We start from the raw sequence: 24683 nt of genomic DNA, 5'->3' as shown, positions 1-24683 counted from the left end.
AATTTCTCCCTCCCCTTCCGGGGGAGGGCCGGGGTGGGGGCAAGCGGCGCTTCCAGGCACGCTCTGCCTGCCCCCATCCCAGCCTTCCCCCGGAAGGGGAAGGAGCAAGGCAGAAGAGGGTCAGCGTTTGGCTTCGCGGCTGATGAAGATGGCGAGCAAGACAATGCCGCCCTTGATGATCAATTGCAGGTACGGTGACACGCCGATCATGTTGAGCCCGTTGTTCAGCACGCCCAGCAGCAGCGCACCGACCAGCGTGCCGACGATTGCGCCCCGCCCGCCGGCAATGGACGTGCCGCCCATCACCACCGCCGCGATCGCGTCGAGCTCGAAGCCCACGCCCACGCCGGGCTGCCCGCTGGTCACGCGCGCCGCCTGCACGATGCCTGCGACGGCGGCGGTGAAGCCGCTCAGCGCATACACGAGCAGCTTGTAGCGCGACACGCGCACGCCCGAGAGCCGCGTCGCTTCCTCGTTGCCGCCGATGGCATACACGTAGCGGCCGAAGGGCGCCATGTTGAGCAGCACATACGCCACGAGGTAGGTCGCGAGCATGATGAGGATCGGCACCTTGATGCCCGCGAGCACGCCGCCGCCGAGGAAGGCGAACGAATCGGGCAATCCATCGATCGGATAGCCGCCGGTGTAGATGAGCGCAATGCCGCGCGCGATGCCCATGGTGGCGAGCGTCACGATGATGGGCGGCATGCGCAGGTAGGCCACGCAGTAACCGTTGAAGAGGCCGATCACCACGCCGACGGCGAGGCCGAGCGGCACGGCGAGCACCGGCGGCAGCCCGAACTGCACCATCATTCCCGAGGCCAGCGTGCCGGAGAGCGCCACCACCGCGCCCACCGAAAGATCGATGCCGCCGGTGAGGATGGCTGCGGTCATGCCGACCGCGATGATGGCGTTGATCGACGACTGCAGCGCGATGTTCTGCAGGTTGCCCCAGGACAGGAAGTTGTCGGTCGCGGCGATCATGAAGACCGAGATCGCTACCAGTCCGACCAGTGGGAGGAAGGCGGTCGAGCGGCGCAATTGGGTGAAGAGTCCTCCATCGGGTGCTGGCGGTGTCGGGTGGGTGGCGGTTGCGTTCATTTCAGGTGCTCCATGGCGCATTGCTGGAAGACAGGGGCGCTGTTGTTCTTGGCGCTGTTGTTCAGGGCGTGTGCACAGATCACCGGGTACTCCCCTCCGCGAATGTCCCCCGGCCTGCGGCCTCCTCCTTGATTTCGCTGCGGGGAGCACCCGATGCTCTGTGCACCTGGGCACGTCGCTGGTGTACCGCTGATCGACCAGTGCTCTGTCCAACGTTCCCGTCGATGGGGTGCCTTGCGCAGCGAAATAAAGGAGGAGCGCGAAGCGCGGGGGACATTCGCGGAGCAAGGTACCCCGTCGGCGGGAACGCGCCCCGAAGCGGCAGTCATTGAAGGCTCCCGGACGAAGTGGCGTGCCGCATGATGTCCCCCGAATTGATGGCGTCGCCTTCGAGCGTGGCCACGATGGACCCGCCCGAGAACACCGCCACGCGGTCGCACATGCCCACGATCTCGGGCAGCTCGCTCGAGATCATGATGATGGCCTTGCCCTGCTGCGTGAGTTCGCGCATCAGGCCGTAGATCTCGGCCTTGGCGCCCACGTCGATGCCGCGCGTGGGCTCGTCGAAGATCAGCACCTCGCTCGCGTGGCCGAGCCAGCGCGCGATCACCACCTTCTGCTGGTTGCCGCCCGACAGCGTGGCCACGCGCGTCTCGATGCCCGGCGCCTTCACGCCCACGCGCTTCGAGAGCTCGGCGGCCGATTGCCTTTCCGACTTCTGGCTCACGAGCCCCGCGCGCCTGTGGCGGCCGAGGTTGTTCATCGAGATGTTGAAGCGGACCGTGAAGTCGGTGATCAGCCCCTCGACCTTGCGGCTCTCGGGCAACAGGCCAATGCCGTTCGCGAGCGCCTGCGTCGGATCGTTCAAGCGAACGGGCCGGCCGTTGCGCAGCACCGTCTTGCGGTGCGCGCGGTCGGCGCCCATCATGCCCAGCGCAAGCTCGGTGCGGCCCGAGCCCACCAGCCCTGCAAAGCCGAGGATCTCGCCTTCATGCAGCTCGAAGCTGTTCACGGGCCCGCCCTTGGCGAGCTGGATCTCGGGCACCTCGAGCACCTTGCGCCCGCGCGGCGCGGGCTGCGGCTTGGGCGGGAAGCTGTGCTCGATCCTGCGGCCGACCATCATCTCGACCAGCGCATCCACATCGGTCGCGCCCACCTCTGCATGCCCTGCATTGGCGCCATCGCGCAGCACGCTGATGCGGTCGCACACCTCGAAGATCTCGTCCAGGTGGTGCGAGATGAAGATCATCGCCACGCCCCTGGCACGCAGCTCGCGCATGATCCTGAACAGGTGGCCGGCCTCGTTGGGCGTGAGCGTGGCGGTGGGCTCGTCGAGCACCAGCAGCTTCGCGTCGAGCGACAGCGCCTTGCCGATCTCCACGAACTGCTGCTGCGCCACCGAGAGCCGGCAGATCGGCACGCCAAGGTCGATCTGCACGCCCAGCTCGTCGAACAGCTGCTGCGCCGAACGCTTCATCGCGGCCCTGTCCATCAGCCCGAAGCGGTTCGTCAGGTAGCGGCCCAGAAAGATGTTCTCCACCGCGTTCAGGTAGGGCACCAGGCTGAACTCCTGGAAGATGATGCCGATGCCCGCCGCGATCGCGTCGGCATAGCCCGCGAAGCTGCGCTCGCTGCCCTCGATGAAGATGCGCCCCTCGTCGGCCTGGTAGATGCCGCCGAGGATCTTCATCAGCGTCGACTTGCCCGCGCCGTTCTCGCCGAGCAGCGCATGCACCTCGCCCTTGCGGATCGAGAGGTCGATGCCCGAGAGCGCCTTCACGCCCGGAAAGCGCTTGGACACGCCTTCCAGCCGGAGCATCTCTTCTGGTGCAGAGGAGGAGGTCATGGCCGGCGCCGGTTACCAGCTGAAGGTCTTCGCGCCCTCGGCGTCGATCAGCTTCACGTCCACCGGCACCGCGGCCGGCACGTTGGCGCCCCACTTCTTGGCCAGCGCGATGCCGATCGCCAGGCGGATCTGGTCGCGCGGGTACTGCGCGGTGGTGGCGATGAACTTCGAGCCCGGCTTCTGCATCGCCTTGATGGCTTCGGGCGCGCCGTCCACGCTCGCGAGCTTCACGTCCTTGCCGCTGGCCTCGATGGCCGCGAGCGCGCCCATCGAGCCGCCGTCGTTCACGCTGAAGATGCCCTTCAGGTCCTTGTTGGCCTGCAGGATGTTCTCGGTGACCGTGAGCGCGGTGGCGCGCTCCTGCTTGCCGTTCTGCGTGCTCACCACCTTGATGCCGGGGTACTTGGCCAGCGCCTCGCGGCAGCCCTTCACGCGCTCCAGGATCGGCACCACCGGAATGCCGTCGAGGATGGCCACGTCGCCTTTCTCGCCGATGCTCTTGGCCAGGTATTCGCAGGCGAGGCGGCCCGCGTCGGTGTTCTTCGAGCCCACGAAGGAGTCGACCGGGCCCTGCGCGTTGGCATCCACCGCCACCACGATCAGCCCCGCCTTCTTGGCCGAGCGCACGGCCGACTGCACGCCGGTGGAGTCGGTCGGGTTCAGCAGCAGGATGTCGATCTTCTTCTGGATCATGTCCTCCACGTCGCCGATCTGCTTGGCCACGTCGTGCCGCGCATCGGTGGTGACCACGGTCGCGCCGATGCTGGCCGCGGCCTCTTCGAGCGCCTGCTTCATCGTCACGAAGTAGGGGTTGTTGAGCTCCTGGAAGGTCATGCCGATGCGCAGCGGCTGCTTCGGTGCCTGCGCCTGTGCGGCGGAGGCACCGAAGGCCAGTGCGGCGGCGAGGGCGGTGGCTTTGAGGATGTTCTTCATGGTGGCTGTCTCCTGGAGGTTGTCTCTGTTTGAAAAACGCTGGCAAAGGGTCGCCCCGCGCGGCGCCCGTGCGCCACGCCAGAGACGACGTGGGGGGAACTCGGGACGCGCGCTAAGGCGGACTGGCGGCGCGCGATGCCGCGGCTTGCATGCGATGGAAGTTGCGGAACTTGGTCGGCGGCATGCGCTTGTGCAGCAGGAACTGCCGGTTGAAGTTCGACACGTTGTTGAAGCCCACGTCCATGCAGACGTCGAGCACCGGCTTCTCGCTGCTGGTGAGCAGCTCGCAGGCGCGGCTGATGCGCAGCCGGTTCACGTAGCGCACGAACGACTGGCCCGTGTGCTTGCGGAAGGCGCGCGAGAACGCGCTCGGGCTCTGGCCCACCAGTTCGGCCAGCATCGGCTCGCGCAGGTCGTCGCCCAGGTTGGCCGCGATGTGCGCGAGCACGTTGTTGATCGCATGCGACATGAAGGCCTTGGGGTCGGGCTTGAACGCAGGGCTCGCGAGCCGCTGGCGGTCCTGGCTGTCCGCCAGCAGCTCGAGCAGCGAGAGCAGCAGGATCACGCGGCGCAGCCCGCGCGCCTCCAGCAGCGATTCCATCAGCGGCTTGGCGGCGGCGGCGGTCTCGGCCGGGAAGAGCAGGCCCGAACCCGATTCGGCCAGGAGCGGCGCGATGCGCTCGAACTCGGGAAAGGTGGCCGCCATGTTCTTCGCCAGCCCGGCCGGAAACTGGATCACGATGCCGCGCCGCTCCACGCTCTGGCCCGCGGGCACGTCGCTGATCCAGTTGTGCGGCAGGTCGGGGCCCATGAGCACGAGGTTGCCGGGCTCGAAGTGGCCGACGTGGTCGCCCACGAAATACACGCCCCGGGTCTCGACGATCAGCTGGATCTCGTACTCGGGGTGGAAATGCCAGCGCACCGTGCGATACGGATAGCCGTGCGCCCAGGCGGTGAACGATTCGTCACCGCGGACTTCGACGATTTCCAGATCGGGTTGCATGGACGGTTGGTTCCTTTTGCTTGTCTCGGAGCGCACTGTACGAATCGCCCCGGGCGCCAACAACCAGAGATGACGCCCGAAATTGATACTTTTTTGACCTTTGTGCAAGCCTGCCGGCCAAGGCATTGCATCGCAGCAAAGCCCTTTCTCCTCGGGAGAGAGGCCGTGCCGCGCGGCGATTGCTGCACCGCCGCAAGACCGCCGCGCGCCGCATCAAGAATTCATAGGTGTTTTCCCGCCCCGCAAAGGCCGGGCGGCGGCACGGCACACTCTGGCGCCATGACGAACACCTCTTCTTCTCCCCCGGCCGCGGGCCCGCTGGCCGGCCTCAAGGTCGTCGAGCTCGGGCAGCTGATCGCCGGGCCTTTCGCGGCGCGCACGCTGGCCGACTTCGGCGCCGAGGTCATCAAGATCGAGCCGCCGGGCGCGGGCGATCCGCTGCGCACCTGGCGGCTCTTGAAGGACGGCACCTCGGTGTGGTGGCAGGTGCAGTCGCGCAACAAGCGTTCGCTCGCGCTCGACCTGCGCCAGGCCGAGGCGCAGGCCGTGGTGCGCCAGCTGGCCGCCGAGGCCGACGTGCTGGTCGAGAACTTCCGCCCCGGCGCGATGGAAGGCTGGGGCCTCGGACCCGGCGAGCTGCTGGCCGCCAACCCCGCGCTCGTGATGCTGCGCATCAGCGGCTACGGCCAGACCGGCCCCTACCGCGACCGGCCGGGCTTCGGCGTGGTGGCCGAGGCCATGGGCGGGCTGCGCCACCTCACGGGCGAGCCCGGCCGCGTGCCGGTGCGCGTGGGCGTTTCGATCGGCGACACGCTGGCCTCGCTGCACGGCGTGATCGGCGTGCTGATGGCGATGCAGCACCGCCATGCCACCGTCAGCGCCGAGTATCCGAAGGGCCGGGGCCAGGTGGTCGACGTGGCGCTCTACGAGGCGGTCTTCAACTGCATGGAGAGCTTGCTGCCCGAGTACAGCGCGTTCGGCGCGGTGCGCGAGGCGGCCGGCAGCGCGCTGCCCGGCATCGCGCCGACCAACGCCTACCGCTGCGCCGACGGCGGCTACGCCATCGTCGCGGGCAACGGCGACAGCATCTTCCGCCGGCTGATGGCGTGCATCGGCCGGCCCGACCTCGCGGCCGATCCGTCATTGGCTGGCAACACGGGCCGGGTGGCGCAGGTGGAAATGCTCGACGCCGCCATCGGCGAGTGGACGGCAGCGCGCACGGTGGACGAGGTGCTGGCCGCGCTCGATGCGGCGCAGGTGCCGGCCGGCCGCATCTACACCATTGCCGACATCGCGGCCGACTCGCACTACGCCGCGCGCGGCATGCTGCAGCAGGTGCACATGCCGGACGGCAGCACGCTCGCGGTGCCCGGCTTCGTGCCCAAGCTCTCGCTCACGCCGGCCAGCCACCGGCGCAGCGCGCCCGCGCTGGGCGCGGACACCGATGCGGTCCTGAAGGAGATCGGCCTGAACGCCGAGCAGATCGCCGCGCTGCATGCGCGCGGGATCGTCGGCTGAGCGCTGCGGCTCAGGCGCGCAGCGATTCGATCAGGTCGATGTACTTCTGCTTCGCTTCGTCCGCGCCCAGGCCCTTTTGCGCGGTCCAGGCGTCCCACTTGGCACGCGCGACGATGTCGCTGAAGCTCGGCTTCTTGGCCGTGTTGTCGCCTTCGGTGGCCTGCTTGAAGAGGCCGTAGATCTTGAGCAGCGTGGGGTTGTCGGGGCGCTCCGGCAGCAGCTTGGAGTTGGCCTGGGCGGCTTCGAAGAGGGCGTTGAGGTCGGACATGGCGGTCGGATTGAAAAGCGGGAAACCCGCATCTTAAATTGCGCGGTACCCGCGGGTACCAAGGCGCGGCTCAGTCCGTCAGGCCGGCGCGCGCCAGTTCCACGTCGAGCCGTTCCTTGGCATCCGCCGGCTGCAGCGCGGCGGCCTTCTCGTAGAGCTGCGTGGCCTCGCCCAGGCGCGCGTCGCCGTGCAGCATGAGCAGCGCGCGGCCGTATTCCATGAGCGCGCTGGGCGAATGGGGGTGCAGCTCGAGGCCGCGCTCGAACAGCTCGACCGACATTTCGGCGCGCACGCCGTAGGTCATGCGGCCGACCAGCGCGCCCACCTTGTCGATCACCTCGGCGTGGAAGGCGGCCAGCGCGATGTGCGCGTCGGCATGCTGCGGCTGCAGTTCGATCACGCGCTCGAGCGCCCCCTTGAGCTTGCTGCCGAGGCCCTGCGCCAGCGCGCGCGCCACGCTGATGCCCTGGCTGTAGCGCCCGAGCGCATAGGCCTGCCAGTAGAGCGCGTGGCAGTTGTCGGGCTCGGCGCCGACTTGCGCGGCGGCGCGTTCGATGACCTGGCGGAACATCGAAAGCCGCACCGATTCGCGCGGCTCCAGGTAGTTGGCATAGACGGCGGTGGCCTGGTTGGCCAGCACCAGGCCCTCCGGCCCGTGCGCCAGGCCGAGCGCTGCGGCGCGCTCGAACTCGCCGTTGTGATAGAGCGCCCAGCCATCGGCCAGCGGATGCCCGCTTGGCGGCGGCGGCAGCGCGTGGCCCGCGTGCAGCCGCGGCCAGTGCGGCAGCAGGCTGTGCGCGTCGTAGCGCGGCAGGTCGGCATAGGGCAGCGGTGTCCAGGATTGCGCAGCAGCCGCCGCGGCAACCGGGCTGGCGGACATCAGCGAGAGCGGCTTGAAATCTGGATGGGACATGGCGTTAGCGGGCCTCGGCTGCCAAATCGGCGCTGGCCTGCGCAGGCCGCGCGCTTGCGGAATCATCGCCGCTGTAGGCGTTGCTCAGTGTCAGCAAATGCCGCCGCTGCTCGCCTCCGAGATACGGCGCGAGCAGGTGCAGCGTGTGCTGGCCGCCGCGCATCAGCGCGCCCTGGGCATGCGCCGGCTCGAGCGCCTCGCGCGGATTGCGCACGTACTCGTAGCTGAGCCAGTAGGTCAGCACCACCACCATGCTCTGGGCGAGGGTGTCGACCTCGTGCACGTCGATGTCCAGGTGACCGGCCCGGCTGAGCCCGGCGATCAGCATGCGGATCGCGCGGGTCTTGTTCTTGAGCACCAGCTGGAACTGCGTTTCCAGGTGCCGGTTCTTGCTCAGCAGGTCGTTCAGGTCGCGGTAGAGGAAGCGATAGCGCCAGATCAGCTCGAACAGGCTGTGCATGAAGAACCAGGCGTCTTCCACATCGTGCACGCCTTCGCTGGCATGCAGCAGCTCGTTGAGCTCGGCCTCGTAGCCTTCGTAGAGCTTGTTGATCAGCTCTTCCTTGGCGGGGTAGTGGTAGTAGAGGTTGCCGGGGCTGATGTTGAGCTCGCCCGCCACCAGCGTGGTGGAGACGTTCGGCTCGCCGAAGCGGTTGAACAGCTCGAGTGCGGCTTCGAGGATGCGTTGCGCTGTGCGGCGTGGCGCCTTCTTGGCCATGTCAGTCCCCGTTTTTTATCTCTTGGGGACACTCTAGCCTATGTGCACTGCACCATGAATGCGCCAGCGCAATGTTTTGCGGCGGCGCGTGTTGTGCACCGCCGCAAAAACGGGGCTCCAGGAGGCGTTCAGCCGGGCTTGCTGCTGCTGCCGCGCCGCACGGCCTTCTTGGCGGCGGTGGCGGGTGCCGCGCTGCGGCCCGCGGTCTTGCGGCTCGCGCTGCGCGCCGGGGCGGCGCTCTTGCCCTGGCGGCGCTGCAGCTCGGCCTCGAGCGCGGCCACGCGGGCCTGCAGCGCGGCGTGCTCGGCGGCCGAGGGCACGCCCAGCTTTTCGAGCGCGCGCGCCACGCGCTCTTCGAAGATGTTCTCGAGCTTGCCCCACTGGCCCGCGGCCTTGGTGCCGAACTCGTTCGCGAAGCCGGCCATGCGCGTCTGCGCCTGCGCAAGGGTCTCTTCGGCAGCCTGCTGGGTCTTCTTCTGCAAGCCGGCGCCGTCCTTCACCAGCGCCTCGAAGGCCTTGCTGCCTTCCTGCTGCATCTTGGCGAAGGCGCCAAGCCCGGCCAGCCAGATCTGCTGGGCCGAGTCCTTGATGCGGTCGGAGCCCTTGTTGCCGTCGTCGTCCTGGGTAGCCATGGTGCGAAATGTTCCTGTGAAACCAACGAGCGACTCTAGCCGCTCGGCCCGCTCGTTTTTAGAGCTTTGTATCTACGGTCAGGGCGAGCCTATTGCCCGGCGGCGCGGCTGGCATCGAGGTGGGTCTTGGCGCGCTCCGCCAGCGCCATTTCGCCCGGCGTGCCCGGCACGTAGGGCTGCACCGGCAGCGGCCGGCCGTGCGAGTCGACCGAGACGAAGACGATAAGGCACTCGGTGGTCTTGTCCATGGTGCCGCCCTTCATGTCGCCGCTGCGCACCTCGACCGAGATGTTCATGCTGGTGGTGCCGGTGTAGGCCAGCCGGGCCTCGACCTCGACCAGGTCTCCGATCATGATCGGATGATGGAAGCGGATGCTGCCGATGAAGGCCGTCACGCAGTAGCGCTTGGCCCAGCTGGTGGCGCAGGCGTAGCCGGCCTCGTCGATCCATTTCATGACGGTGCCGCCGTGGACCTTTCCGCCGAAGTTGACGGTGCTGGGCTCGGCCAGGAATCGAAGGGTGATGGAGGACATGCGCCGCCTTTTTGTGTGGGCCGTGGATGGGGTTCCGATTATGCGAGCGAGCGCCCACCGCGGCGCGCGCCGCCGGTCGGCGCGGCACGCACGCTCAGCCGCCGCCGCCGAACAGCTCCGCCAGCGTGCGCCGCAGCCAGGCATTGCCTGCGTCCGCATGGAAGCGCTCATGCCAGTGCTGCTTGACGGCATAGGCCGGCAGCTCGAAGGGCGGTTCCAGCAGCTTCACCGGCTCCTGCGTGGCCAGCACCTTGCCGAGGATGCTGGGCACGATCACGATCAGCTCCGTGTGCGCCACGATGCGCGCCACGCTCAGGAAGCTCGACAGGCTGGCCACCACGTTGCGCCGGAGCCCCAGCCGCGCGATGGTCTTGTCGACGATGGCATGGCCGGTGCCCGACGAAGCCACCACCGCATGCGCCTCGCTCTCGAAGCGCTTGCGCGTGAGCCGCTCGCCGATGCGCGGATGGTTGCGCGCGGCCAGGCAGACGAAGTTCTGCATGAACAGCGTCTGCTGGTAGAAGCCCGCGTCCAGCTGCGGCATGAAGCCCACCGCCAGGTCCACCGCGCCCTCCTCGAGCCGGCGCCCGCTCTCGGTGGAGATGATCTCGGTCTCGATGCGCACACCGGGCGCCGTGCGCCGCAGGTGATCGAGCAAGCTTGGCAGCAGCACCACCTCGCTGATGTCGGTCATGCAGATGCGGAAGCTGCGCGCCGCGCTGGCAGGGTCGAAGCTCGCGCGTCCGCCCTTGGCCCGGTTCAGCCGGTCGAGGATGTCGAGCACGAGCGGCTGGATCTGCCGCGCATAGGGCGTGGGCTCCATGCCGCGCGAGGTGCGCACGAACAGCTTGTCGCCGAAATGCGTGCGCAGCCGCGCCAGCGCGGTGCTAGCCGCCGACTGCGAAAGCCCGAGCCGCTCGGCCGCGCTCGACACGTTGGCCGTCTTGTAGACCTCGTCGAACACCAGCAGCCATTCGAGATCGAGCTGGGCCATGAAACATCTCCTTTTGCAGCCACCACTATCAAGAAACCAGATCGGGCCTATCGCCACGGCCCCATTGCGCCAATAGTAGTACCGGCGGAAGATCAGCGTTCCCCCGGAGACAACCGCCGCACGACGGCCGGAACTGCTGCTGCCCATGAACCCCACCGCCCAGAAATCCGCCGCCCCGGCGCCCGCCAATGCCGCGGAGCGCCGCAACTACTACGAGCGCATCCGCCCGCTGCACCTCACGCCGCTGTGGGAGTCGCTGCATGCGCTGGTGCCGCGCGAGCCCGCCACGCCCTGCGTGCCGGCGCTCTGGCGCTACGACGAGATCCGCCCGCTGCTGATGGAATCGGCCGCGCTCATCACCGCCGAGGAAGCGGTGCGCCGCGTGCTCGTGCTCGAGAACCCGGCGCTGCCCGGCAACTCGTCGATCACGCAGTCGATCTACGCGGGCCTGCAGCTCATCATGCCGGGCGAGGTGGCGCCCTCGCACCGCCACGTGCAGTCGGCGCTGCGCTTCATCGTCGACGGCAAGGGCGCCTACACCACGGTGGGCGGCGAGCGCACCACCATGTACCCGGGCGACTTCATCATCACGCCGTCGTGGGCCTGGCACGACCACGGCAACGAGGGCATTGGCGGCACCGTGGAGCCGGTGGTCTGGCTCGACGGGCTCGACATTCCGATGCTGCGCTTCTTCGACGCCGGCTTTGCCGAGAACGACGACGCCAAGGTGCAGCACGTGGCGCGCCCCGAGGGCAACAGCCTCGCGCGCTTCGGCCACAACATGGTGCCGGTGCGCCACGACCACGCATCGCCCACCTCGCCGATCTTCAACTACCCCTATGCGCGCAGCCGCGAGGCGCTGGCCCTGCTGCAGAAGCAGGAAGCGCCCGATGCCTGGCTGGGCCACAAGCTGCGCTACATCAACCCGCTGACGGGCGGCGCGCCGATGCCCACCATCGGCACCCAGCTGCAGCTGCTGCCCCGGGGCTTCGCGGGCAAGGCGCACCGCGCCACCGACGGCACCGTCTACAGCGTGGTCGAAGGCCGCGGCATCGCGGAGATCGCGGGCCGGCGCTTCGAGTTCGGCCCGCGTGACACCTTCGTGGTGCCTTCGTGGGCGCCGCTGCGCCTTTCGGCGCCCGGCGAGGACGTGGTGCTCTTCAGCTTTTCGGACCGTCCCGTGCAGCAGGCCATGGGCATCCTGCGCGAAGCCTTTCTCGACGAAGACGCCTGAAAACCGTCCGCATTTTTTCTTTCTTTCTTCTCTTGTTGTCTTGACCCTGTGCCGCCGCGCGCGGCAGGAGCCCACATGTCCTTCGTCTTCACGCCTCCTTCCATCGTCGGCCTGCCCATCGTGGGTTCGAGCGAGCTGTTCCCGGTGCGCCGGGTCTACTGCGTGGGCCGCAATTACGCGGCGCATGCGCGCGAGATGGGCTTCGACCCCGACCGCGAACCGCCGTTCTTCTTCTGCAAGCCGAACGACGACGCCTCGGTGGTGCCGGTGGCCGAAGGCGAGACCGGCGCCATTCCGTATCCGCCGCTCACGAGCAACTACCACTACGAAGCCGAGCTGGTCGTGGCCATCGGCAAGGGCGGCAAGGACATCGCGGTGGAGCAGGCGGCCAGCCACATCCACAGCTACGCCGTGGGCCTGGACATGACGCGGCGCGACCTGCAGATGAAGATGCGCGAAGCCGGCCGGCCATGGGAAATCGGCAAGGCCTTCGATTTCTCGGCGCCCATGGCGCCGCTGCGCACGCTGGCCGACGTGGGCGAGATCAATGCCGGCGCCATCCGGCTCGAAGTGGATGGCCAGGTGCGCCAGAACAGCGACATCACGCACCTGATCTGGTCGGTCAACGAGGTGATCGCCAATCTCTCGACGCTCTTCACGCTGCAGCCCGGCGACCTGATCTTCACGGGCACGCCCGAAGGCGTGGGCGCGGTGAAGCCTGGCCAGACCCTCAAGGTGAGCATCGACAAGCTGCCTTCGCTCACTGTCCGCATCGACTGAGCAAACGCAGCGCAGAGGCCACGCGATGAGCACATTCCCCCCGAAGAACCCTCCCACCGTGCTGCTCGTCGGCGGCGGCATCGGCGGCATGGCCGCCGCGCTGGCACTGGCGCGGCTCGGCGTTTCCATCGACCTGCTCGAGCAGAGCGCGACCATCGGCGAGATCGGCGCCGGCCTGCAGCTCGGCCCCAATGCCTTTGCGGCGCTCGACGCGCTCGGCGTGGGCGAGGCGGTGCGCCGCAACTCGGTCTTCACCGACCGGCTCGTGATGATGGACGCGGTCGACTGCGGCGAAGTGGCTTCCGTGCCCGTGGGCGAAGCCTTCCGCGCGCGCTTCAGGAACCCCTATGCGGTGAGCCACCGCGCCGACCTGCACGGCGCCATCCACGAGGCCGTGAAGCAGCATCCGCTGATCCGCTTCCACACCTCGGCGCAGGTCGAATCGCTCGACTTCGGCACAGGCGGCACGAAGGGCGTGGTCGCCACCACGCGCGACGGCCGGCGCTTCAAGGCCGACGCGATCGTGGGCTGCGACGGCGTCAAATCGGTGGTGCGCGCCAGGCTCGTGGGCGACGAGGCGCGCGTCTCGGGCCACGTGGTGTACCGCGCGGTGGTGCCGGTGGCCGACATGCCGGCCGACCTGCGCTGGAATGCGCCCGTGGTCTGGGCCGGCCCCAACTGCCACCTGGTGCACTATCCGCTGCGCCATGGCGAGCAATACAACTTGGTCGTCACCTTCCACAGCCGCGAGCAGGAGGAGTGGGGCGTTTCCGAAGGCAGCAAGGAAGAAGTGCTGTCCTACTTCGAGGGCGTGCATGCGCGCCCGCGCCAGCTGCTCGACCGGCCCAGCTCGTGGCGGCGCTGGAGCACGGCCGACCGCGATCCGGTGGCGCGCTGGAGCGACGGCCCGGCCACGCTGCTGGGCGACGCTGCGCATCCGATGATGCAGTACCTCGCGCAGGGCGCCTGCATGGCGCTGGAGGACGCGGTCACGCTAGGCGCCGCGGTGCAGGCCTGCGATTTCGACATGCCGGCCGCCTTCAAGCTCTACGAGGCCGCGCGCATTCCGCGCACCGCCCGCGTGGTGCTGTCGGTGCGCGAGATGGGGCGGCTCTATCACGCCAAGGGCGTGGAGCGGCTGGTGCGCAACAGCCTCTGGGTGGGCCGCACGCCCGAACGCTTCTACGATGCGGTCGAGTGGCTCTATGCCTGGCGGCCCGAGCATTGCCTGGACGACGCGCCGCAGCCGCTGCGGTGCTCTGTCGCAGTGCCCGACACCGAGGCGGCCGCCTTGCTTTCGCCACACTGACCGGACGGGTTTCTTTCATCATCACCATTCGAGGCCACAGGCCCAGGAGACAAGACAACATGAGCTTTTCACCACGCGCATTGCGGGCGGGCATCCTGGCCCTGGCGTCGCTGGCCGCCGCCAACGGCGCGCTGGCGCAGGCCGGCGACTATCCGAACAAGCCGGTCACGCTGGTCACGCCCTTCGCGGCCGGCAGCGGGCCCGACGCGGTGCTGCGGCTGGTCTCCGACAAGCTCTCGCGCCTGTGGAACCAGCGCGTGCTGATCGACAACCGGCCGGGCGGCGGCGGCTTCATCGCGATCGACCAGGCGCGCCGCGCGGCGCCCGACGGCTATACGCTGCTGCAGCTCGACAGCGAGCACATCGCGGCGCTGCCGCACCTGTACAAGTCGCGCAACTTCGTGACGCTGCAGCACTTCGACCCCGTGGCCTCGCTGTTCCGCACGCCCTTCTTCGTGGCGGTGTCGAGCGAGTCGAAGTGGAAGAACATGGGCGACCTGATCGCGGCCGCCAAGGCCAACCCCGACGCCATCGTCTACGGCTCCTGGGGCGTGGGCAGCCCGGGCCACCTGGGCGCGCAGCAGCTGGAGGCGCTCACCGGCATCCGCATGCGGCATGCGCCGTTCCGCGAGGTGTCGCAGCTGTTCTCCAACGTGGGCACGGGCGAAGTGCCGTGGAGCTTTGCCAGCATTCCGTCGAGCCAGGGCATCTACAAGGCCGGCAAGCTGCGCTACCTGGCCATTGCCGCGCCCAAGCGTATTCCGCAGATGCCCGACGTGCCGACCATGGCCGAGGCCGGCGGGCCGGCCTCGCTGGAGGTCAACTCCTTTGTCTCGCTGCTCGCGCCCAAGGGCGTGCCGGCGGCGGTCAAGGCAAAGATCAACGCCGACGTGGCCAAGGTCATTGCCGACCCCGAGATCCGCGCGCGCTTCGACACCTTCGCCTTCGAGCCGCTGGCCTGGTCGCCCGAGGAGATCGAGCGCAACGCCGAGGCCAAGTCCAAGGTCTATGGCGAGCTGGTGCGCCGCGGCAACATCAGCCTCGACTAGCGGCCCTCATTACCATTACGTTTTTTCACATTTCCTTTTCACTTTCCATGCACGCCACCAAGAGAGCCCTCCTGATCGCCTGCGGCTTGGCCGCCGCCGCCGCGCTGCCGCTCGCGGCCAGCGCACAGAGCAATGCCTGGCCGACCAAGCCCATCCGCCTGCTCGTGGGTTTTCCGGGCGGCTCCACGCCCGACATCGCCGCCCGCACCATCGCCGAGCCGCTCGCCAAGGCGCTCGGCCAGCCCGTGGTGGTGGACAACAAGCCCGGCGCCTCGGGCAACATTGCCGCCGACATGGTGGCCAAGGCCACCGACGACCACACGCTGGGCATCGTGATCAACGGCAATCTCACCTCGTCGAAGATGCTGTACCCGCGGCTGCCCTACGACCCGGCGAAAGACTTCACCTACCTCTCGCTGATTGCCACGGCCCCGCTGGTGCTGGTGGCGCAGAACAACCTGCCCTCGGGCACCGCCTTCTTCGACGCGGCGCGCAAGGGTGGCGACAAGTGGAACTACGGCTCGGTGGGCGTGGGCTCGGTCGGGCACCTGGGCATGGAACTGCTCAAGAGCCGCGTGGCCGGCTTCAATCCCGAGCACGTGCCCTACCAGGGCAACCCGCAGGTCGTGACCGCGATGCTCGGCGACCAGGTGCAGATGGGCCTCATCCCGCCGGGCGTGGCCATGCCGCAGGTGCGCGCCGGCAAGCTCAAGGCGATCGGCCTCACGGGTGGCCGCAGCGCGCTGGTGCCCGAGCTGCCGCCGCTGGCCGACGCCGGCGTGCGCGACTTCAACCTCGAGGTGTGGGTGGCGCTGCTCGGCCCGGCCAACCTCTCGAAGACCGCGCAGGCGCGCATCAGCCGCGAGATCGAGGTCATCATGAAGCAGCCCGAAGTGCGCCAGAAGCTCTTCGACCAGGGCTGGCAGGCGGTGGGCACCTCGCCCGACGGCATGCGCCTGCGCGTGAAGGAAGAGGCGGCGATCATGACCCGCATCATCTCGGCCCGCGGCATCAAGATCCAGTGATGGCCGCCGTCCCACACAAGACCCTGAGCGAACCGGCGCGCGAGCTGCCGGTGTTCGGCGAATACGACGTGGTGGTGGTCGGTGGCGGCCCCGCCGGCATTGCCGCCGCCGTGAGCGCGGCGCGCCATGGCGCCAGCACGCTGCTGGTGGAGCGCTACGGCTTCCTCGGCGGCATGGGCACCGCGGGCGGCGTGACCAACTTCGCGGGCCTCTACGGCAAGCGCAACGGCGAGATGACGCTGCTGGTGCGCGGCGTGGCCGACGACCTGCTTGCGCGCATCGATGCGCTGGGCGGCCTCAACACGCCGCAGGATGGCATGCAGGGCCGCATCCGCGTGCGCTCCTACGACACCTCGGCCTACAAGATCGCGGCCGACCACCTGCTGCTCGACGCGGGCGTGAAGCTGCTGTTCCATGCCTGGGCCGCCGCGGTGGTGCGCGAGGGCGAGCGCATCGCGGCGCTGGTGGTCGAGACCAAGTCGGGCCGGCAGGCGATCCGCGCCAATGCCTTTGTCGATGCCAGCGGCGACGCCGACGTGGCGGCCTTTGCGGGCGTGCCCTTCGAAGTGGGCGATGGCCACGGCAGCGGCCTGTTCCCGACCACCATGTTCCGCGTCGGCCAAGTCGATGCGCAGCCGGCACTCACGGCCGTCGGCGAATTCAAGGCCATCAACGACCTGATGGCGCAGGTGCAGGCACAGAAGCCGGGCGCCTACCGGTTTCCGCGCGAAGGCGCGATCCTGCGGCCCAACATCGACCCGCGCGAGTGGCGCGCCAACGTCACGCAGATCCGCAACGCGGCCGGCCGCGCGATGAACGGCGTCGATGCGCGCGAACTCACCGAAGGCGAGCTCGAAGGCCGGCGCCAGATCGCCGAGTACTTCAGGTTCATGAAGGCCGAGGTGCCGGGCTTCGCGCACTCGGCCATCGTCGAGATCGCGCCGCAGGTCGGCATCCGCGAAACGCGCCGCATCGAGGGCCTCTATGCGCTCACGGGCGAGGACATCCTGTCGTCGGCCAGCTTCGACGACAGCATCGGCATCAACGCCTGGCCCATGGAGATGCATGCCGACGGCCGCATCGAGTGGGCCTTTCCGCGCGACGAGAGCCGCACCTACAACCAGCTGCCCTGGCGCATGCTGGTGCCGCGCAGCGTCGACAACCTGCTGGTGGCCGGCCGCTGCGCTGCCATGACGCACGAAGGCCAGTCGGCCGCGCGCGCGAGCGGCGGCTGCTTCGTGATGGGGCAGGCGGCAGGCACGGCCGCGGCGTCGCTGGGTGCCAGCGCGAAGTTCGCGGATGTCGACGTGCCCGCGCTCCAGAAGAAGCTGGCCGCCGACGGCGCCGATCTCGACCGCTGAGCCGCCGGCGAAGCACTGACCGCCCCGCGACAGCCCGCGGGCGCGGCCTTTGCTATGGTCTGGGGTTGCTTCCTTCGCATTGACGCTCTTCCTCCGATGACCACCGATCCCGCCACCGCCGCCCGCCTTGTCGCCGAACTCGTCGCGCTCATGCAGCTCGAGCCGCTCGGAGGCGACAAATTCCTGGCCCAGAGCGAAGACATCGGCACGCCCGCCGTGTTCGGCGGCCAGGTGCTCGGCCAGTCGCTCGCGGCCGCGAGCCTCACGGTGGGCGCCGACCGGCCGGTGCATTCGATGCACGCCTACTTCCTGCTGCCGGGCGAGCATGCACCCATCGAATACAGCGTGGACCGCGTGCGCGACGGCCGCAGCTTCACCACGCGGCACGTGGTGGCGCGCCAGCAGGAGCGCATCATCTTCGAGATGTCGGCCTCGTTCCAGACGGTGGACGACGGCGTCGAGCACCAGTTCGCCATGCCCGCAGTGGAGGGCCCCGAGGGCCTCGCGAGCGAACTCGACCAGCGCCTCGCGCTCGGCGAGCGGCTGCCCGAACGCTGGCGCATCAAGGGCCTGGAGCCGCACGGCATCGAATACCGCGGTGTCGAGGCCGACGACCTGCTGGCGCCGGCGGTGCGCTCGTCCGAAAGCGCGATCTGGATGCGCGCCATCGCGCCGCTGCCCGACGACCCGGTGGTGCACCGCGCGCTGCTGGCCTACGCCTCCGACCACGGCCTGCTGCGCGCCGCGATGCTGCCGCACGGCCTGAGCTTCATGAGCGGCCAGGTGCGCCCCGCGAGCCTCGACCACGCGATGTGGTTCCACCGCGATTTCCGCATGGACGACTGGCTGCTCTACGTGCTCGATTCGCCCAGCGCGAGCGGCGCGCGCGGCCTGTGCCGCGGCAGCCTGTTCACGCGCGACGGGCGGTTGGTGGCTTCTACGGCGCAAGAGGGAATGCTGCGGGTCAAGCGCTGAGGAAGTATTCGATGCTGCTGTTCAGGGCGGCGCTCCCGCCGACGGGGTACCTTGCTCCGCGAATGTCCCCCGCGCTTCGCGCTCCTCCTTGATTTCGCTGCGCAAGGCACCCCATCGACGGGAGCGTGATCAGAGCACTAGTTGATCAGCGATACACCAGCGGCGTGCCCAGGTGCACAGAGCATCGGGTGCTCCCCGCAGCGAAATCAAGGAGGAGGCCGCAGGCCGGGGGACATTCGCGGAGGGGAGTACCCGGTGATCTGTGCACGCGCCCTGAACAACGGCGCCCGAGCCCAGCCCGTGCAAGCCCTCCGAATCCTTGGCTAAATGCGGGTCTCGCATGAAATGAACCAAGGACCCACATGTCTTCCGAAGCACAGAAAAAAGTAGCCATCGTCACCGCCGGTGGCAGCGGCATGGGCGCGGCTGCGGCGCGCAAGCTCGCGGATGACGGTTTTCGCGTCGCCATCCTTTCGTCATCGGGCAAGGGCGAGGCGCTCGCCGCCGAGCTTGGCGGCATCGGCGTGACCGGCTCCAACCAATCGAACGACGACATCAAACGGCTGGTCGACAAGGTGACCGACACATGGGGCCGCGTCGACGTGCTCGTCAACAGCGCGGGCCATGGTCCGCGCGCGCCGATCCTCGACATCACCGACGAAGACTGGCACCGCGGCATGGACGTCTACCTGCTGAGCGCGGTGCGCCCCGCGCGGCTGGTGGCACCGCTCATGGTCAAGCAGGGCGGCGGCTCGATCATCAACATCTCGACCTTCGCCGCCTTCGAGCCCGACCCCGTGTTCCCGACCTCGGGCGTGTTCCGCGCCGGCCTCGCGGCCTTCACCAAGCTCTTCGCCGACAAATACGCCGCGCAGAACATGCGCATGAACAACGTGCTGCCCGGCTTCATCGACAGCCTGCCCGAGAAGGCCGAGTTCCGCTCGCGTATTCCGATGGGCCGCTACGGCAAGAGCAGCGAGATCGCGGCCGTGATCGGCTTTCTCGCATCCGAAGGCGCGGGCTACATCACGGGGCAGAACCTGCGCGTGGATGGCGGCATCACGCGCTCGGTGTAGTGTGGAGCGCATAGGTAACTTTCCTCAGAAACTGGAAAGGCTCCCATGAACATTCCCGACCCGGCGCGGGAGAACATGCGCCGCACCATCGAGTCCTACGAAGCGTCCGCCCGCGAATACAACGCGATCGTGGCGGGCCACCGGCCGGCCGAAATCGAGGATGCGCTGCGCCGGATGATGCAGCTCGTGCCGGCCGGTGGCAGCGTGCTCGAGATCGGCTCCGGAACGGGGCAGGACGCCGACTTCGTCGAGGCCCTGGGCGGGGCCGTGAGGCGCACCGATGCGGTCCAGGCCTTTCTCGACCTGCAGGCGGAGCGCGGCAAGAAGGGCGAGCTGCTCAACGTCGTCACGGATGCGCTGGGCGGGCCCTACAACGCGATCGTCGCGATGTGCGTGCTGATCCATGTCGATCGCGCGCAGATCGCGCCGGTCCTGCGCAAGGTGTTCGATGCGCTCGCGCCCGGCGGGGTCTTCCTGGCGGCGATGCGCATCGGCGAAGGCGAGACCCACGGCGACTACCAGACCGTCTACTGGGCGAAGGACCGCTTCGCCGAGCAGCTCGAGGCGGCGGGCCTGCGCATGCACTGGGAGAGCCAGTGGATCGGCCGCGGCAACGTGGCGTGGGCCAACTTCCTGGCACGCCGTCCGCGGTAGCGAGCCGGGATCTACACGCCCAGGTAGCGCGCCCACAGCGACCGGTCGGCATCGAGCGCGGCCGAATCGCCCTGCCACACCACGCGTCCGCGTTCCAGGATCACGTGGCGGTCGGCCAGCGGCAGCAGGCGCTGCACGTATTTGTCGACCACCAGGATCGCCTCGCCCTCGGCCTTGAGCGTGGCGATGCAATGCCAGATCTCCTCGCGGATCACCGGGGCCAGGCCCTCGGTGGCTTCGTCGAGGATCAGCAAGCGCGGATGCGTCGACAGCGCGCGCGCAATCGCCAGCATCTGCTGCTCGCCGCCCGAGAGCTGGTTGCCCGCGTTGGCCTTGCGCTCCGCGAGGCGCGGGAACAGGCCGTACAGCGCCTCGACCGTCCAGCGCGGCGCGCTGCCGGGGCGCGGCCGTGCGAAGGCGCGCAGGTGCTCGTCGACGCTGAGGTTCGGAAACACATGGCGGCCCTCGGGCACGATGGCCACGCCGCGCCGTGCAATGGCGTCGGGCCTCATTGTCTTGTGTGGGCCGCCGATCGCATCGCCGCCGAAATGCACGCTGCCGCGCATTGGTGCCAGCGTGCCGGTCAGCACCTTCAGCAGCGTGCTCTTGCCCATGCCGTTGCGGCCGAGCAGCGCGAGCACTTCGCCTGCGCCGATCTTCAGGTCGATGCCGAACAGCACCTGGCTCGCGCCGTAGCCGGCCTCGACGGATTTCGCGTCGAGCAATGTGGTGGCTGCGTTCATGCGTGTCCTTCCGCTTCGGTACCGAGGTACACCGCCTGCACATCGGGATGCCCGCGCACTTCGTCGGCCGTGCCGCTCATCAGCACGCGCCCCTGCACCAGCACCGTGAGCCGGTCGGCCAGGCGGAACACCGCGTCCATGTCGTGCTCGATCAAGAGGATGGCCATTGATTCGCGCAGCGACTCGATCAGCTCCACAATGCGCGCCGATTCGTCGGGCCCCATGCCGGCCATCGGCTCGTCGAGCAGCAGCAGCTTGGGTTCGGCCGCAAGCGCCAGTGCCACGTCGAGCGCGCGCTGCGCGCCGTGCGGCAGGGTGCCCGCGATGCGGTGGCGTTCGCTGCCGAGGCCCACGCGGTCGGCCAGCGCCACGGCGCGTTCCACCAGGCCGCGTTCCGCCGCGCGCGGCGCCATGAAGCGCAGGCTGCTGCCCGCATGGGCCTGCGCCGCGAGCATGAGGTTGTCGTGCACCGTTTCCTTGGCAAACACGCGCGTCACCTGGAAGCAGCGCGACATGCCGGCCGCCACGCGCTGGTGGTCCTTGAAGCCGGTGATGTCCTTCTCGTCGAGCAGGATGCGCCCGGCATCCGCCTTGAGCAGCCCGGTGATCAGGTTCACGAGCGTGGTCTTGCCCGCGCCGTTCGGGCCGATCAGCGCATGCACTTCGCCGCGCTCCACGGTGAGGTTCACATGGTCGGTTGCGAGCAAGCCGCCGAAGCGCTTGACCAACCCTTCGATTCTGAAGAGGCTCATGCTTTACTCCCTCGCCCCTCTGGGGAGAGGGTGGGGGTGAGGGGCAAGCGGCGCTTGTACAAAGCTGCGAGCCCTTTAGGCGCCCACAACGCAACAGCAATCAACAGCAACCCGAGCGGCATGTGCCAATGCTCCGTGTGCTGCTTCAACGCTTCCTCGAGCACCAGCCAGACCACGGCGCCTACCGGCCCGCCCCAGCTGCGTCCCAGTCCACCGATCACCACCATCACCAGCAGCGTGGCCGACTGCGTCCAGTGCATCGTCGCCGGGCTCACGAAGCCATTGCCGCCCGCGAGCAGCGCGCCGGCCAGCCCCGCGATGGCACCAGCGATGGCAAAGGCGACGAGCTGCAGCTTGAACACCGGGTAGCCCAGTGCCCGCATGCGCGTCTCGTTGTCGCGGATGCCCATCAGCGCATGGCCGAAGCGCGATTGCGTCGCGCGGTGCAGCCACCAGAGCGCGAGCGCCACGATGGCCAGCACCACCCAGTAGAAGTTCGATTCGTTGCCCAGGTCGAGGCCTGGCAGCAGCGTGGGCCGGCTCATCAGCGTGTAGCCGTCGTCGCCGCCATAGCGGCGCAGCGAAACCACCACGAAGTACAGCATCTGCGCAACGGCCAGCGTGGTCATGATGAAGTAGACGCCGCGCGTGCGCAGCGCCACCGTGCCGATCAGCGCCGCGACGAGGCCGGCCACCAGCGCGGCCAGCGGCCACATCACCCATGCGGACACCACGCCCGCATCGCTGAGCGCCACCACCGTGTAGGCGCCCATGCCGATGAAGCCCGCATGCCCGAGCGCCACCATGCCGCCGAAGCCCAGGATGAAGTTGAGGCTGGCAGCCGCCAGCGCCACCACGAGCACGCGCCGCACGAAGCCGATGTAGAACTCGAGCCCGAACAGCGGCGCGACCAGCGGAAAGGCCGCGAGCAGCAGGAGGAGGAGCAGCCCGAGGCCGAGAGAGCGTGAGGACAACTTCATGACCGGGCGGAGAAAAGGCCGGAGGGCCGGAAGATCAAAACGACGACCATCAGCGCGTACATCGCGACTTCGGCGAACAGCGGGCCCAAGTCGGCGGCCGTGGCCGGCGGCAGCGTGGCGCGCAGCAGCATTGGCACGAAGGCGCGTCCGACCGTGTCGACCACGCCCACCATCAGTGCGGCCACGAAGGCGCCGCGCACCGAACCGATGCCGCCGATCACCAGCACCACCAGCGCCGGAATCAGGATCGCCTCGCCCATGCCGACCTGCACCGCGACGATCGGCCCCATCAGCGCGCCGGCCAGCGCGGCCAGCGCCGCGCCGAGCAAAAACACGCCGTTGAAGATGCGGCCCACGCGCACGCCCATCAGCTCCGCCATCGGCCGGTCGGACGCGCCCGCGCGCACCCGCATGCCGATGCGCGTGTGGTTGACCAGGAGGTAGAGCGCAAGCGCCACCAGCAGCCCGCCCGCGAGGATCACGAGGCGGTAGGACGGGTAGGGCAGGCCGTCCACCAGATCGATGGGCCCCGACAGCGCGGCCGGCGTCGGCGCCATCACCGGCGACGGGCCCCAGGCCATCTTGACGATGTCGTCGGCCACCAGGATCACGCCGAAGGTGGCCAGCACCTGCGCCAGGTGGTCGCGCGTGTAGAGGCGGCGCATCAGCAGCACCTCGAGCAGCAGCGCCACCACCACCGTGACCGCCACCGCGATCACGATGGCTGCCGTGAACGAACCGGTGCGCGTGTGCGCCTCGGCCGCCACGTACGCGCCCGACATGAAGAGCGAGCCATGCGCGAGGTTCAGCACGTCCATGATGCCGAACACCAGCGTGAGCCCCGCTGCCAGCAGGAACAGCATCAGCCCATAGCCGAGGCCGTTGAGCAGCTGCTCGAGAACGAGGATGCCGCTCACTTGAGGGGACACTTGTCGGCGTACGAGTCGCCGTAGTTCGTGAGAACCGTGTTGATCAGCTTGTTCGTGACCTTGCCCTGTGCGTCCTTGCCGATCACGCGCAGGTAGAAGTTCTCGACCGGATAGTGGTTGTTCGCGTACTTGAAGCTGCCGCGCGTGGATGCGTAGTTGGCCTTCTTGAGCGCGGCCACCACGGCCTCGCGGTTCTGCGCGTTGCCGCCCGATTGCTTCACGGCCGCATCCATCGCCAGGATCGCGTCATAGGCCTGCGCCGCGTACACGGAAGGGTAGCGGCCGTTGTATTCCTTGCGGAACGCGGCCACGAAGGCCTTGTTGGCGGCGTTGTCGAGGTCGTGTGCCCAGTGCGAGGTGTTGAACAGGCCCAGCATCGGTTCGCCCACCGCGCCGATCACGTCCTCGTCGGCCGAGAAGCCGCTGGTCACGAGCGTGATGTCCTTCGACAGGCCCGCGCCCACGAACTGCTTGATGAAGTTGATGCCCATCGCGCCGGGCAGGAAGAAGTAGATGGAGTCGGGCTTGGCCGCGCGCAGCTGCGCGAGCTCTGCGGCGTAGTCGATCTGGCCGAGCTTGGTGTAGAGCTCGTCGGCCACCTGGCCCTTGAACTGGCGCTTGAAGCCGCCCAGTGCATCCTTGCCCGCGGGATAGTTGGGCGCGATCAGCACGGTCTTCTTGAAGCCGCGGTCCTGCGCGAACTTGCCGGCGGCCTCGTGGAACTGGTCGTTCTGGTAGGCGGTGCCGAAGAAATACGCATTGCACTGCGCGCCCGCGAACTGGCTCGGGCCGGCATTGGCCGAGAGGTACGGCACCTTGGCATTGAACAGCGTCGGGCCCACGGCCAGCGCCACGTTGGAGCCGATCGGGCCGCTGAAGAGGTCGATCTTGTCGCGCTGGATCATGCGGTCGACCAGCTGCTTGGCCTGGTCGGGGCTGCCGGCCATGTCGGCCTGCACGAACTCCACGTCCTGCCCGCCGAGCTTGCCGCCCAGCTGCTTGATGCCGAGCGCGAAGCCGTCGCGCGCCTCGGCGCCCAATGCCGCGAACGGGCCCGAGATGTCGAGCGCCAGGCCCACCTTCACGGGCGCGGCCATGGCCGATGCCGCGCCACCAAGGGCCGCGCCACAGAGCAGCAGCGAAAGCAGGGTGCGCGGCAGCGCGGGCGACTTCGGGGACGGGTGGCTCATGGATTCTCCGGCAGAGGAAGGGTGAAACGACGTCCCGGCGCCGCGCCATGCAGCACCGAAGATGTCGAACCGTTGATAGCTAAATACTTTAACCATAAACAATTCGCTGTCAACGGTACTAGCACGAATGGTGCCAATGGTCCGTGCCGCTTCCTGGTGCGCGGGGC

General features: G+C 68.6%; 25 protein-coding genes. 10 read left to right on the top strand and 15 right to left on the bottom strand.

Going from position 1 to position 24683, the window contains the following annotated elements:
* Nucleotides 1–120 precede the first annotated feature (120 nt).
* The 4 genes from VPA02S_RS10580 to VPA02S_RS10565 form a co-directional block, all read right to left on the bottom strand.
* A complete protein-coding gene (locus tag VPA02S_RS10580) occupies nt 121–1101 on the bottom strand; it encodes an ABC transporter permease (RefSeq protein WP_012745505.1) in 981 nt (326 codons plus the stop codon).
* Nucleotides 1102–1426: 325 nt separating this feature from the next.
* A complete protein-coding gene (locus VPA02S_RS10575; RefSeq protein WP_041945422.1) occupies nt 1427–2947 on the bottom strand; it encodes a sugar ABC transporter ATP-binding protein in 1521 nt (506 codons plus the stop codon).
* A 12-nt stretch (nt 2948–2959) separates the two neighbouring features.
* Nucleotides 2960–3880, bottom strand: coding sequence for an ABC transporter substrate-binding protein (locus VPA02S_RS10570; RefSeq protein WP_012745507.1), 921 nt, complete (start codon nt 3878–3880; stop codon nt 2960–2962).
* A gap of 112 nt (nt 3881–3992) precedes the next feature.
* Nucleotides 3993–4883, bottom strand: a complete 891-nt coding sequence (locus VPA02S_RS10565) for a helix-turn-helix domain-containing protein (RefSeq protein ID WP_012745508.1) — start codon at nt 4881–4883, stop codon at nt 3993–3995.
* 279 nt (nt 4884–5162) lie between these two features.
* On the opposite strand from VPA02S_RS10565, the gene VPA02S_RS10560 reads away from it, so the two are divergent.
* Nucleotides 5163–6401 carry a CaiB/BaiF CoA transferase family protein gene (locus tag VPA02S_RS10560; protein WP_012745509.1) on the top strand — a complete coding sequence of 413 codons (1239 nt, stop codon included), beginning with the start codon at nt 5163–5165 and terminating at the stop codon, nt 6399–6401.
* 10 nt (nt 6402–6411) lie between these two features.
* On the opposite strand, the gene VPA02S_RS10555 is transcribed toward VPA02S_RS10560, so the two are convergent.
* The 6 genes from VPA02S_RS10555 to VPA02S_RS10530 form a co-directional block, all read right to left on the bottom strand.
* Nucleotides 6412–6669, bottom strand: a complete 258-nt coding sequence (locus tag VPA02S_RS10555; protein ID WP_012745510.1) for an acyl-CoA-binding protein — start codon at nt 6667–6669, stop codon at nt 6412–6414.
* Between the two features lie 70 nt (nt 6670–6739).
* A complete protein-coding gene (locus VPA02S_RS10550) occupies nt 6740–7582 on the bottom strand; it encodes a tetratricopeptide repeat protein (RefSeq protein ID WP_012745511.1) in 843 nt (280 codons plus the stop codon).
* A gap of 4 nt (nt 7583–7586) precedes the next feature.
* Nucleotides 7587–8300, bottom strand: a complete 714-nt coding sequence (locus VPA02S_RS10545; protein WP_012745512.1) for a TetR/AcrR family transcriptional regulator — start codon at nt 8298–8300, stop codon at nt 7587–7589.
* Nucleotides 8301–8428: 128 nt separating this feature from the next.
* On the bottom strand, nt 8429–8932 hold the full coding sequence (locus VPA02S_RS10540) for a phasin family protein (RefSeq protein ID WP_012745513.1): 504 nt from the start codon (nt 8930–8932) through the stop codon (nt 8429–8431).
* An 89-nt stretch (nt 8933–9021) separates the two neighbouring features.
* Nucleotides 9022–9465: an acyl-CoA thioesterase gene (locus tag VPA02S_RS10535; RefSeq protein WP_012745514.1), complete on the bottom strand. Its 444-nt coding sequence runs from the start codon at nt 9463–9465 to the stop codon at nt 9022–9024.
* A gap of 94 nt (nt 9466–9559) precedes the next feature.
* Nucleotides 9560–10459, bottom strand: a complete 900-nt coding sequence (locus VPA02S_RS10530; RefSeq protein ID WP_012745515.1) for a LysR family transcriptional regulator — start codon at nt 10457–10459, stop codon at nt 9560–9562.
* 145 nt (nt 10460–10604) lie between these two features.
* On the opposite strand from VPA02S_RS10530, the gene gtdA reads away from it, so the two are divergent.
* The 9 genes from gtdA to VPA02S_RS10485 all read left to right on the top strand — a co-directional run bounded on the left by gtdA (nt 10605) and on the right by VPA02S_RS10485 (nt 19922).
* The gene (gene gtdA, locus VPA02S_RS10525; protein ID WP_012745516.1) at nt 10605–11693 is read left to right on the top strand and encodes a gentisate 1,2-dioxygenase; all 1089 of its coding nucleotides are present in this window, start codon (nt 10605–10607) and stop codon (nt 11691–11693) included.
* 75 nt (nt 11694–11768) lie between these two features.
* Nucleotides 11769–12473 (top strand): fumarylacetoacetate hydrolase family protein, encoded by a 705-nt coding sequence (locus VPA02S_RS10520; protein ID WP_012745517.1) that lies wholly within the window; start codon nt 11769–11771, stop codon nt 12471–12473.
* Nucleotides 12474–12498: 25 nt separating this feature from the next.
* A complete protein-coding gene (locus VPA02S_RS10515) occupies nt 12499–13782 on the top strand; it encodes a 3-hydroxybenzoate 6-monooxygenase (protein ID WP_012745518.1) in 1284 nt (427 codons plus the stop codon).
* A 59-nt stretch (nt 13783–13841) separates the two neighbouring features.
* Complete coding sequence (locus VPA02S_RS10510; RefSeq protein WP_012745519.1) at nt 13842–14831, top strand: Bug family tripartite tricarboxylate transporter substrate binding protein; 990 nt, start codon at nt 13842–13844, stop codon at nt 14829–14831.
* 47 nt (nt 14832–14878) lie between these two features.
* Nucleotides 14879–15856: a Bug family tripartite tricarboxylate transporter substrate binding protein gene (locus VPA02S_RS10505; RefSeq protein WP_012745520.1), complete on the top strand. Its 978-nt coding sequence runs from the start codon at nt 14879–14881 to the stop codon at nt 15854–15856.
* Complete coding sequence (locus VPA02S_RS10500; RefSeq protein WP_062363771.1) at nt 15856–17217, top strand: FAD-dependent oxidoreductase; 1362 nt, start codon at nt 15856–15858, stop codon at nt 17215–17217. The genes VPA02S_RS10505 and VPA02S_RS10500 overlap by 1 nt, the downstream gene beginning before the upstream one ends.
* A gap of 96 nt (nt 17218–17313) precedes the next feature.
* Nucleotides 17314–18192 (top strand): acyl-CoA thioesterase, encoded by an 879-nt coding sequence (locus VPA02S_RS10495; protein ID WP_012745522.1) that lies wholly within the window; start codon nt 17314–17316, stop codon nt 18190–18192.
* A 362-nt stretch (nt 18193–18554) separates the two neighbouring features.
* Nucleotides 18555–19268 carry an SDR family oxidoreductase gene (locus tag VPA02S_RS10490; protein WP_062363769.1) on the top strand — a complete coding sequence of 238 codons (714 nt, stop codon included), beginning with the start codon at nt 18555–18557 and terminating at the stop codon, nt 19266–19268.
* Between the two features lie 45 nt (nt 19269–19313).
* The gene (locus tag VPA02S_RS10485; RefSeq protein WP_012745524.1) at nt 19314–19922 is read left to right on the top strand and encodes a class I SAM-dependent DNA methyltransferase; all 609 of its coding nucleotides are present in this window, start codon (nt 19314–19316) and stop codon (nt 19920–19922) included.
* An 11-nt stretch (nt 19923–19933) separates the two neighbouring features.
* On the opposite strand, the gene VPA02S_RS10480 is transcribed toward VPA02S_RS10485, so the two are convergent.
* The 5 genes from VPA02S_RS10480 to VPA02S_RS10460 are packed head-to-tail and all read right to left on the bottom strand — an operon-like array spanning nt 19934 to nt 24516.
* Nucleotides 19934–20665: an ABC transporter ATP-binding protein gene (locus tag VPA02S_RS10480; RefSeq protein ID WP_012745525.1), complete on the bottom strand. Its 732-nt coding sequence runs from the start codon at nt 20663–20665 to the stop codon at nt 19934–19936.
* Nucleotides 20662–21417, bottom strand: coding sequence for an ABC transporter ATP-binding protein (locus tag VPA02S_RS10475; protein ID WP_012745526.1), 756 nt, complete (start codon nt 21415–21417; stop codon nt 20662–20664). The genes VPA02S_RS10480 and VPA02S_RS10475 overlap by 4 nt, the downstream gene beginning before the upstream one ends.
* Nucleotides 21414–22397: a branched-chain amino acid ABC transporter permease gene (locus VPA02S_RS10470; protein ID WP_012745527.1), complete on the bottom strand. Its 984-nt coding sequence runs from the start codon at nt 22395–22397 to the stop codon at nt 21414–21416. The genes VPA02S_RS10475 and VPA02S_RS10470 overlap by 4 nt, the downstream gene beginning before the upstream one ends.
* On the bottom strand, nt 22394–23314 hold the full coding sequence (locus tag VPA02S_RS10465; RefSeq protein WP_012745528.1) for a branched-chain amino acid ABC transporter permease: 921 nt from the start codon (nt 23312–23314) through the stop codon (nt 22394–22396). Before VPA02S_RS10465 ends, VPA02S_RS10470 begins: the two co-directional genes overlap by 4 nt.
* Nucleotides 23311–24516, bottom strand: coding sequence for an ABC transporter substrate-binding protein (locus VPA02S_RS10460; protein WP_012745529.1), 1206 nt, complete (start codon nt 24514–24516; stop codon nt 23311–23313). The genes VPA02S_RS10465 and VPA02S_RS10460 overlap by 4 nt, the downstream gene beginning before the upstream one ends.
* Between the last annotated feature and the right edge of the window lie 167 nt (nt 24517–24683).

This window comes from Variovorax paradoxus NBRC 15149 (assembly GCF_001591365.1).
Lineage (GTDB): Bacteria > Pseudomonadota > Gammaproteobacteria > Burkholderiales > Burkholderiaceae_C > Variovorax > Variovorax paradoxus.
Note: the sequence above shows the minus strand (reverse complement) of the source record. Positions and strands in the feature narration are given on the sequence as shown.